Below are 10,040 nucleotides of genomic sequence, written 5' to 3'. Positions count from 1 at the left end.
CGCATCCCGGTCGCCGGACCCTCGCCGAGCCCGGCGTCGGTCTGCTCGACCGGGACGACGGCCTCGGCACCGGGCGGCACCGGGGCGCCGGTCATGATCCGGGCGGCCTGCCCCGGGCCGACCCGCACGAGGTCGGCGGCACCGGCCGCCACATCGCCGACGACCTCCAGGACGGCCGGGTACTCCTCGCTCGCCCCGGCCACGTCCGCGACCCGGACCGCGTACCCGTCCATGGAACTGTTGTCGAACGGGGGCAGGGACATCGGCACCACCACGTCGTCCATGAGGACGCAGCCCTGGGCCTCCAGGACGGGCAGCTCAATGGGGTCGAGCGGGCGGATGGTGCTGAGGATGTCCTCCAGGTGCTCGTCCACCGACCACACGTGGTCCGGTCCGACGGGACGGTTCGGGGCGGCGCTCAACGGTCCTACATCTCCTCGGCGACGTACGTGCGAAGCCAGGTCCGGAAGTCCGGGCCCAGGTCTTCACGTTCGCACGCGAGCCTGACAATGGCACGCAGATAGTCACCGCGGTCGCCGGTGTCATAGCGGCGGCCGGTGAAGACGACGCCGTGCACGGGGCCGCCCACCTTCTCGTCCTGGGCGAGCTGCTGGAGGGCGTCGGTGAGCTGGATCTCGCCGCCGCGGCCGGGCTCGGTGCGGCGCAGGACCTCGAAGATGCGCGGGTCGAGGACGTAGCGGCCGATGATCGCGTAGTGGGAGGGGGCGTCCGCCGGGTCGGGCTTCTCGACCAGGCCGGTCACCCGGACGACATCGCTCTCACCGGTGGTTTCGATCGCGGCGCAGCCGTAGAGGTGGATCTGCTCGGGGGCGACCTCCATGAGCGCGACGACGCTGCCGCCGTGCTGCTCCTGGATGTCGATCATGCGCTGGAGCAGGGGGTCGCGGGGGTCGATCAGGTCGTCGCCGAGGAGGACGGCGAAGGGCTCGTGGCCGACGTGCGGGGCGGCGCACAGCACGGCGTGGCCGAGGCCCTTGGGGTCGCCCTGGCGCACGTAGTGCATGGTGGCGAGGTCGCTGGACTCGCGGACCCGCGCGAGCCGCTGCTCGTCGCCCTTCTTCACGAGGGCTGATTCCAGCTCGTAGTTGCGGTCGAAATGGTCTTCGAGGGGGCGCTTGTTGCGTCCGGTGACCATGAGGACGTCGTCGAGACCCGCCGACACCGCCTCCTCCACCACATACTGGATGGCGGGCTTGTCCACCACCGGCAGCATTTCCTTGGGGGTGGCTTTGGTGGCCGGCAGGAACCGGGTGCCGAGGCCCGCCGCCGGGATGACGGCTTTGCTGATCTTCGGGTACGACTCAGTCATGGCGGCAACCCTATCCGGTGTCTAAGCAGGCAATCCGCTACCCCGATCGACATACCGTCGTATGAACGGATAGACCGTTTTGCCGGGAAGGGCGGGACCTCTTGAGACAGCACGGACGCGCGGACGAGCCTGACAAACGCGCGTTGCGACGGCAACTCCTCCGGGTGAGGAACGGGCTGCCGGAGGATGACATCCGGTCGTCGGCCGACGCGCTCGCGGGGCAGGCGCTCCTCCTGCCGGAGCTGGCCGCCGCCCGCACGGTGGCGGCCTACGTCTCCGTGGGCGGCGAACCCGGCACCCGCGCGCTGCTGGACACGCTGCGCGCGCGGGGCGTCCGCGTCCTGCTGCCCGCCCTGCTCCCCGACAACGACCTGGACTGGGCCGAGTACACCGGCCCCGGCTCGCTCGCCCCGGTACGCCACGACGGCCGCATGGAGCTGCTCGAACCGTCCGGGCCCCGGCTCGGACCCGACGCCGTCGCCTCGGCCGACACGGTCCTGCTGCCCGGTCTCGCGGTGGACGAGCACGGGATGCGCCTGGGGCGCGGCGGCGGGTCGTACGACCGGGTGCTCGCACGGCTGGAGAGCGCGGGCGCACGCCCGGCGCTCGTGGTGCTGCTCTACGACACGGAGGTCGTCGCCCGGGTACCGGCGGAGCCGCACGACCGCCCGGTGCACGCCGTGGTGACCCCGACGGGCGTGCGCCGCTTCACCCGCCCCTGACCGGGCCTCGACCGGGAAGCCCGGGGATATGCGGAACGGCCCTCCACGCGCGCGTGGAGGGCCGTTGCGGTGCCGGTCGCCGTCAGTGGCTCACGGCTTGAGGACCAGGGTGTCCTTCGTGCTTCCGTCGACCGCCTTGCCGGTGAAGGACCAGGGCAGCAGCTCGCCCTTGGCCCACTTGTCGGTCTGGTCGGTGTAGTGGGCGCTGAAGGCGTGGCCGGAGGCGCCGGAGACGTTGATCCACTTGGACTTGTCCAGGTCGGCCAGGTTGACCACCATCCGCATGGACGGCACCCAGACCACGCCGTAGCCGCCCGCCGCGTTCCAGCCGGTGGCGTCCACGGTGGCCTCGCCGCCGCTGAGCTTCCAGGGGCCGCGGTTGAGCGCGTACTGCAGGATCTCCGGGCCGTTGGTGCCGAGCGTCTGGTTCTTCAGGAACAGCCGGTGCAGGCGGCCCCAGCTCCAGGTGTCGATGTCCTTGCCGAGCTTGGCGGTCAGCTCCCAGCGCGCGTCGATCATGGCGCGGGTGAACAGCTGGTCGCGGTTCTCGGCGGCCGGGCGGTTGCCCGACTTCGGGGCCTTCCACCAGTCGCTGTCGGGCTTGTCCATCAGCGTGCGCACGACCTCGAACCAGCGGTCGCCGCCGTCCGGCTGCGCCTGGTCGGCGTCGCGCTCACCGCACTCGCGGACCTTGGTGTCGTCGTCCAGCGGCCCGGTGCTGCCCGCCCGCTCGACCCACAGGCACTGGCCCTTGACCCGCAGCTCCTTGGGGAGCTTGTCGCCGAAGCCCAGCTTGAGGATGTTGCGCCAGACCGCGTTGAAGTACGCGGCGGCCGCCGAGTCGGCGTCCTGGGTGTAGTCCCAGCCCTCCAGGAGCTTCTGCGCCTGACGGACGTCCGGGTCGTCCAGGTTGAGCTTCAGCAGCCGCGGCACGAGCAGCCGGGCGATCTCGCTGCTGTTGTCCGTCTGCATCTGGCGCATGTCGTCGGTCGAGACCTTGCCGCCGTCCTTGATCTTGGACTCGATCAGGTCGGTGATGCGCTGGCTGCGGGTGCCGTAACCCCAGTCGGTGGTCAGGGTGTACGGGTACGTGGCCTTGTCGATCACGGCCTGGTTGGCGGTCACGATGTACCCCCGCTTGGGGTTGTACTCGTACGGCAGCGCGTCCTGCGGGATGTAGCCGGTCCAGCGGTACTTGGAGTCCCAGCCGGGGGCCGGGAGCGAGCCGTCGTCGGAGGCGGAGCGCGTGGGGATCTTGCCGGGCAGCGTGTAGCCGATGTTCTCCGAGTCGGCGTAGACCAAATTCTGCGACGGCACGTCGAACAGGGCGGCGGCGGAGCGGAAGCTCTTCCAGTCGGCGGCCTTGTCCATGGCGAACACGGCGTCCATGGAGGTGCCCGGCTGCAGCGCGGTCCACTTCAGGGCGACACCGTAGCCGTCGCCCCGGTCGGGGGCGGCGGTGTCGACGCCGGCCGTGCGGCCCACGTCGACCAGTTCGCCGTCCCGGTCCGACAGCAGCGGCATGCCGTCCTGGGTCTCGCGGACCACGATCTTCCGGGACGGGCCGCCCGCGACCTTGATGGTCTCCTCGCGGGTGCGGAAGGGGCGGACCTTGCCGTCGTAGAGGTAGCCGTCGCCGGTGATCTTCTCCAGGTAGAGGTCGGTGACGTCCACCCCGGAGTTGGTCATGCCCCAGGCGATCCGGCCGTTGTGCCCGATGATCACACCGGGCATCCCGGCAAAGGTGTAACCCGTCACGTCGTACTGGCACTTGCTGTCGACGGTCCGGCAGTGCAGGCCCATCTGGTACCAGACCGAGGGCAGCGTGGCGGACAGGTGCGGGTCGTTGGCGAGCAGCGGCTTGCCGGTGATCGTGTTGGCGCCGGAGACGACCCAGGAGTTGGAGCCGATGCCCTGGCCGTTCACACCGACGGCGGTGGGGAGGTCGTCCAGGACCCTGGAGAGGCCCATGAGCTGGCTGGTGACGGCCGAGCCGGAGTTGGCGGCGGTGCCGGAGGCGGTGCCGGTGTCCGTGGAACCGGTGGTGCCCGTCGTGCCCGTGGTTCCGTTGGTGCCCGTCGCGCCGGTGGCGCCCGAGGTGCCGCCCTGCTCGAAGGTCCGGTTCAGCTCGTCGTACTGACCGTTCTGCACGATCGGCTTGTTCCGGTTGTACGGGTAGTCCGGGTAGAGGTCGCGGATCTGCTGCGGGCCGAGGCGGCTCGTCATCAGGGCGCGGTCTGCCTCGTCGCGCATGTTGCCGCGCAGGTCCCAGGCCATCGCCTTCAGCCACGACAGCGAGTCGACCGGGGTCCACCCCGAGGGCTTGTAGTCGTTGGTGAGGTTCAGGGCGGCGTACTCCAGGGAGATGTCCTTGCCGTCCTTGCCCTGGAGATAGGCGTTGACACCCTTGGAGTAGGCGTCGAGGTACTGCTTGGTGGAGGCCGACAGCTTCGTGTCGTACTCCTGCTTGGCCACCCGGTCCCAGCCGAGCGTGCGCAGGAAGGCGTCGTTCTTGACCTGGCCCTTGCCGAACATCTCCGACAGGCGCCCGGAGGTCATGTGCCGGCGCACGTCCATCTCGTAGAAGCGGTCCTGCGCCTGGACGTAGCCCTGCGCCATGAACAGGTCCGCGTCGGAGGAGGCGTAGATCTGCGGGATGCCGTAGCCGTCGCGCTTCACGTCCACCGGCCCGGACAGGCCCTTGAGCGTGAGGGTGCCGCTCGTGCGCGGGAAGGAGGCGCGCACGGTACTGACCGTCCAGTACGCGCCGAAGGCGATGCCGCCGATGACGGCGAGGACCAGGACCAGCACGATAAGTCGGGCTTTGCGCCCCTTCTTCCTGCCGGACTTGCCGGGCTTGTCACCCGTTGTGGCGGTGGTATTGGGGGGCATCGCTGTCCTTGCTGTCCTAACGCGAGCGGCAGGTCGGGCCATGACTTTGAATGAGCGCTGGAGCAACCATAGGCGCAGGGCCCCGAGCCACTTGACGCGGAGTCGGGAACTGGCGCGCACGGGCGTTCGATCTTGCCAAGCCGAGCGTCAAGGAAGCGTCAAGAGTTAGGTAAGGTAACGAAGTACTTGGATGCGGTGCGCCGCAGCCTCGGGTCCTGTGTACTGAGCCCGCCCCGCATCGGACGCGGGCCAAGGAAGGGAAGCGCCGCTGACTGTCCACCACCTCAACCAGCTCCTGCTCGCCTGCTCGCTCGTGCTCCTGGTCGCGGTCGCGGCCGTGCGGATCTCCTCGCGCAGCGGGCTCCCCAGCCTGCTCGTGTACCTGGGGATCGGCGTCCTCATGGGCTCCGACGGCATCGCGCACATCCACTTCGACAACGCCGAGATGGTCCAGGTCATCGGGTACGCGGCCCTGGTCGTGATCCTCGCCGAGGGCGGTCTGGGCACGAAGTGGAAGGAGATCGGACCCGCACTGCCGTCCGCCTCCGTGCTGGCGACCGTCGGCGTCGCGGTCAGCGTCGGGGCCACGGCCGCGGGCGCGCACTATCTGATCGGGCTGGAATGGCGGCAGGCGCTGATCATCGGCGCGGTGGTCTCCTCGACGGACGCGGCGGCCGTGTTCTCCGTCCTGCGGCGCATCCCGCTCCCCGCGCGCGTGACGGGCACGCTGGAGGCCGAGTCCGGCTTCAACGACGCCCCCGTCGTCATCCTGGTCGTCGCCTTCTCCCAGCAGGGCCCGATCGACCACTGGTACGTGCTGCTCGGCGAGATCCTGCTGGAGCTGGCCATCGGCGCCGCCCTCGGTCTCGCGGTGGGCTTCATCGGCTCCTGGGGCCTCAAGCACGTCGCGCTGCCCGCCTCCGGCCTCTACCCGATCGCCGTCATGGCCATCGCCGTCACCGCGTACGCGGCGGGCGCCCTGGCCCACGGCAGCGGCTTCCTCGCCGTCTATCTGGCCGCCATGGTGCTCGGCAACGCCAAGCTGCCGCACTGGCCGGCCACCCGGGGCTTCGCGGACGGGCTCGGCTGGATCGCCCAGATCGGCATGTTCGTCCTGCTCGGTCTGCTGGTGACCCCGCACGAGCTGGGCGACGACATCGTGCCCGCGCTGGTGATCGGCCTGGTGCTGACCATGGCGGCCCGCCCGCTGAGCGTGGTGCTGAGCCTGACGCCGTTCCGGGTGCCCTGGCAGGAGCAGGCGCTGATGTCCTGGGCGGGACTGCGCGGCGCGGTCCCCATCATCCTGGCGACGATCCCCATGGTGAGCGGCATCGCGGGCAGCCGCCGCATCTTCAACATCGTCTTCGTGCTGGTCGTCGTCTACACCCTCGTCCAGGGCCCGACCCTGCCCTGGCTCGCCCGCAAGCTGCGGCTCGGCGAGGAGGGCGAGGCGTCCGACCTCGGGATCGAGTCGGCGCCGCTGGAGCGGCTGCGCGGCCATCTGCTCTCGGTCGCGATCCCGGAGGACTCCAAGATGCACGGCGTGGAGGTGGGCGAGCTGCGGCTGCCGCCGGGCGCCGCCGTCACCCTGGTCGTGCGCGACGGCAAGTCCTTCGTGCCGTCGCCGACAACCGTGCTGCGGCACGGGGACGAGCTGCTGGTGGTCGCCACCGACCCGGTGCGCGACCAGGCCGAGCGACGGCTGCGCGCGGTCACCAAGGGCGGCAAGCTGGCGGACTGGCTGGGGACGGGCGGGACGCCGTCGGGCCGGGCGGGGCGCTGAGGGCGCTCCCCCGGACCCGCACCGGGTGCTCGTTGTCACAGGTCGCGCCCGCGGTGCCCGCTGTACGATCAAGGCATCTGATCGAACCAACTCTGTCTGATCTGTCTGACGCAGAGCTGGCGCGACCGTATGGCGGCCGGAACGCCTTTCGTAGTGCAGCACCGGTATCTACCGCAGTCCCGCGCAAGAGGACAGCTCTCGGTGCCCCCCGCACGGGCGCGCTACCAGGCGGAAGGAAGGCACGGGCCGTGGAGTCCACGGTCACCACCGAGCCGGCCGAGAAGCGGCAGGCTCCGCCCCGTCCTGGCTACGGACAACTGCTGCGCACCCGGGGTGCCTGGACCTTCCTGGTCCCGGGCTTCGCCGCGCGCCAGCCGTTCGCGATGCTCACCATCTCCATCGTGCTCCTGGTACGGCACACCACCGGCTCGTACGGCGCCGCCGGTGCCGCGGCCGCCGTCACCGGCGTCTCCATGGCGCTCTGCGCGCCCTACGGCGGCCGTCTCGCGGACCGCTACGGACAGCGGGCCGTCCTGCTCCCCGGTGTCGTCGTGCACGCGGTGGCCGCGCTCGGCCTGACCGCGCTCGCCCTGTCGCACGCGCCCCTGTGGGCGCTGTTCGCGGCGGCCGTGCCCACCGGCGCCTCGGTGCCGCAGGTCGGCCCCATGGTGCGCGCCCGCTGGGGCGTGAGGCTCCAGGGGTCGCCGCTCATGAGCACGGCGGCGGCCTTCGAGTCCGTGACGGACGAGCTGACCTTCGTGGTCGGCCCCCTCCTCGCGACCGCCCTGTGCACCACCGTCACCCCCTCCGCCGGTCTGGTCACCGAGGCGCTGCTGACACTGGTCGGCGGCCTGCTCTTCGCGGCACAGCGCGGGACGCAGCCCTCCGTGGACGCCCACGCCGCCGACGAGCACGCACGCGTGCCGCACACGTCCGCCCTGCGGGTGCCGGGCGTACGCGTGCTGATCGTGACCTTCCTCGGCATCGGGGCGGTCTTCGGCGGGATGCAGGTCTCGCTGGCCGCGTTCACCGAGTCGATCGGCGAGCCAGGCCTGAACGGCGTCCTGTACGGCGTCTTCGCGGCGGGCAACATGCTCTCCGGCTTCGTGTGCGGCGCGATCGCCTGGCGGGCCTCGCCCCGGCGGCGGCTCGCGGTGGGATACGCGGGGCTCGCGCTGACCGCGTCCGCGCTGTGGACGGCGCACTCGCTGCCGCTCCTTGCCGGACTCGGTCTGCTGGTCGGCGTCTGCATCGCGCCCGCGCTGATCACCGGCTACACGCTGGTCGAGTCGCTCGTACCGGCCGGGGCCCGCACCGAGGCGTTCACCTGGCTGACCGGCGCGGTCGCGCTCGGCCAGGCGGCCGCCGTCACCGTCGCAGGTCAACTGGAGGACCGGCTGTGGGGCGGGGCCGGTTTCCTGGTACCGATGGCCGGTACGGTGCCCGCGCTGGCGACGTTGTTGCTGCTGCGTTCCCGGCTCGTGCCCCGGCCGCTGAACCGTACGGTGGCACGTGGCGTGGGTCACCGCGCGCCGGTCGCGGTGGACTGATCCCCGGGAATGCGTCAAGATGGACCGTCGTTAGCACTCATTGAGTGAGAGTGCCAGGAGGAAGACAGTGCCGACCTACCAGTACCAGTGCAAGGACTGCGGCGAGGGCCTTGAAGCGGTGCAGAAGTTCACCGACGACGCCCTGACCGAGTGCCCCAGCTGCGGTGGCCCCCTGAAGAAGGTGTTCTCCGCGGTCGGCATTGTCTTCAAGGGCTCCGGTTTCTACCGCAACGACTCGCGTGGCGCGACGTCGAGCAGCAGCCCGGCCACGAAGACGTCGTCCTCTTCTTCGTCGTCGTCCGACTCGAAGGCGTCGTCGTCTTCGTCGTCCACGTCGACTTCTTCGTCGTCTTCGTCGTCCTCTTCCGGCTCCGCCGCCTGAGAACCACGCCTTTTCGACCCCGCCGTCCGGCTGTCCGTGACGGTGGGGTCTTCGGCGTTCCCGGAACCGGCCGGGCGTGGCCGTGACGTTCCCGAACCGTTCTCGGTCACCCCTGGGGCGGGTTTCCGGCTGCGGCTAGGGTGCTCGGCATGGCGAACGCAGAGATCGGCGTAATCGGCGGCTCGGGTTTCTACTCCTTCCTGGAGGACGTGACCGAGGTCCGCGTGGACACCCCCTACGGGGCGCCCAGCGACTCCCTCTTCCTCGGCGAGATCGCCGGCCGGCGGGTCGCCTTCCTGCCCCGGCACGGCCGGGACCACCGCATCCCCCCGCACCGCATCAACTACCGCGCCAATCTGTGGGCGCTGCGCTCCGTCGGGGTCCGCCAGGTCCTGGGCCCGTGCGCGGTGGGCGGGCTGCGCCCGGAGTACGGCCCCGGCACGCTGCTGGTGCCGGACCAGCTGGTGGACCGCACCAAGTCGCGGGAGCAGACCTACTTCGACGGGCTGCCGCTGCCCGACGGCACGGTGCCGAACGTGGTGCATGTGTCGCTGGCCGACCCCTACTGCCCCACCGGGCGGGCCGCCGCGCTGAAAGCGGCGCACGGCCGGGACTGGGAGGCGGTGGACGGCGGCACGCTGGTCGTGGTCGAGGGTCCGCGCTTCTCCACCCGCGCCGAGTCGCTGTGGCACCAGGCGCAGGGCTGGTCGGTGGTGGGCATGACCGGTCATCCCGAGGCGGCCCTCGCCCGTGAGCTGGAGCTCTGCTACTCCTCGCTCACCCTGGTCACCGACCTCGACGCGGGCGCCGAGACCGGCGAGGGTGTCTCCCACGAGGAGGTGCTGCGGGTGTTCGCGGCCAACGTGGACCGGCTGCGCGGGGTGCTGTTCGACGCGGTGGCGGCGCTGCCCGCGACGGAGGAGCGGGACTGTCTGTGCGTGGGGGCGCTGGGCGGGGTGGAGCCGGGGTTCGTGCTGCCGTAGGGGGTCGGCACGGGGGGTGTCGGTGCCTGTTCGGTGCCTGTTCGGTGCCTGTTCCGGGTGTGGGTCGCCTCGTTCGGGTGACGGAGTTTTCCACAGGCATCCGGCCGTTCACAGGTCCCGACGGGCCTCGGCGAAAGCCGTCATCGTGGGCATCGCAAGCAGCCGATTCCCTCGTAGCAGGCGGTGATCCCGATGTCCTCGGTCAACCTGACCTCCTCCCGCTCTCCTCGCCCGCGCTCCTCTCCCCCGGTGTTCCGTGTCCCGCGCCCGCCGGGCACCGACGTCCCCGCGACCCGTGAGGTCCCCGGCTTCGCGCCGGTGTGTGTACGCGGCGGCGGGTACGCGGCGCGGCAGCTGATGCGGAGCCGCAGGCGGGCGGTCGCGGCCGGGCTGGCCGT

Annotated in this window: 7 protein-coding genes and 2 pseudogenes; 6 read left to right on the top strand and 3 right to left on the bottom strand. The window is 71.1% G+C overall.

Annotated elements, in window-relative coordinates; all coding sequences use genetic code 11:
• A pseudogene (locus GTW40_RS29035) lies at nucleotides 1-422 on the bottom strand (molybdopterin molybdenumtransferase MoeA); the annotation flags it as partial.
• 5 nt (nucleotides 423-427) lie between these two features.
• A complete protein-coding gene (gene galU, locus GTW40_RS29030; protein WP_161183107.1) occupies nucleotides 428-1,330 on the bottom strand; it encodes a UTP--glucose-1-phosphate uridylyltransferase GalU in 903 nt (300 codons plus the stop codon).
• Between the two features lie 101 nt (nucleotides 1,331-1,431).
• On the opposite strand from galU, the gene GTW40_RS29025 reads away from it, so the two are divergent.
• Entirely contained in the window at nucleotides 1,432-2,052 is a 621-nt protein-coding gene (locus GTW40_RS29025) for a 5-formyltetrahydrofolate cyclo-ligase (RefSeq protein ID WP_161183106.1), read from the top strand.
• Between the two features lie 90 nt (nucleotides 2,053-2,142).
• Here the strand turns inward: GTW40_RS29025 and GTW40_RS29020 are convergent, their stop codons facing one another.
• A complete protein-coding gene (locus GTW40_RS29020; RefSeq protein WP_161183105.1) occupies nucleotides 2,143-4,944 on the bottom strand; it encodes a penicillin acylase family protein in 2,802 nt (933 codons plus the stop codon).
• 268 nt (nucleotides 4,945-5,212) lie between these two features.
• Here GTW40_RS29020 and GTW40_RS29015 point away from each other — a divergent pair, with 268 nt between their 5' ends.
• The 5 genes and pseudogenes from GTW40_RS29015 to GTW40_RS33425 all read left to right on the top strand — a co-directional run.
• Nucleotides 5,213-6,727 (top strand): potassium/proton antiporter, encoded by a 1,515-nt coding sequence (locus GTW40_RS29015; RefSeq protein WP_161183108.1) that lies wholly within the window; start codon nucleotides 5,213-5,215, stop codon nucleotides 6,725-6,727.
• A 248-nt stretch (nucleotides 6,728-6,975) separates the two neighbouring features.
• Nucleotides 6,976-8,277: an MFS transporter gene (locus GTW40_RS29010; RefSeq protein ID WP_161183104.1), complete on the top strand. Its 1,302-nt coding sequence runs from the start codon at nucleotides 6,976-6,978 to the stop codon at nucleotides 8,275-8,277.
• Between the two features lie 67 nt (nucleotides 8,278-8,344).
• Complete coding sequence (locus tag GTW40_RS29005; RefSeq protein ID WP_161183103.1) at nucleotides 8,345-8,659, top strand: FmdB family zinc ribbon protein; 315 nt, start codon at nucleotides 8,345-8,347, stop codon at nucleotides 8,657-8,659.
• 140 nt (nucleotides 8,660-8,799) lie between these two features.
• Entirely contained in the window at nucleotides 8,800-9,642 is an 843-nt protein-coding gene (locus GTW40_RS29000) for an S-methyl-5'-thioadenosine phosphorylase (RefSeq protein ID WP_343245817.1), read from the top strand.
• Between the two features lie 183 nt (nucleotides 9,643-9,825).
• A pseudogene (locus GTW40_RS33425) lies at nucleotides 9,826-10,040 on the top strand (hypothetical protein); the annotation flags it as partial.

The sequence above is a fragment of the Streptomyces sp. SID4985 genome, from assembly GCF_009863025.1.
GTDB lineage: Bacteria > Actinomycetota > Actinomycetes > Streptomycetales > Streptomycetaceae > Streptomyces.
The sequence above is the reverse complement of the archived record's forward strand: the minus strand, read 5'-3'. Positions and strand labels throughout refer to the sequence as shown.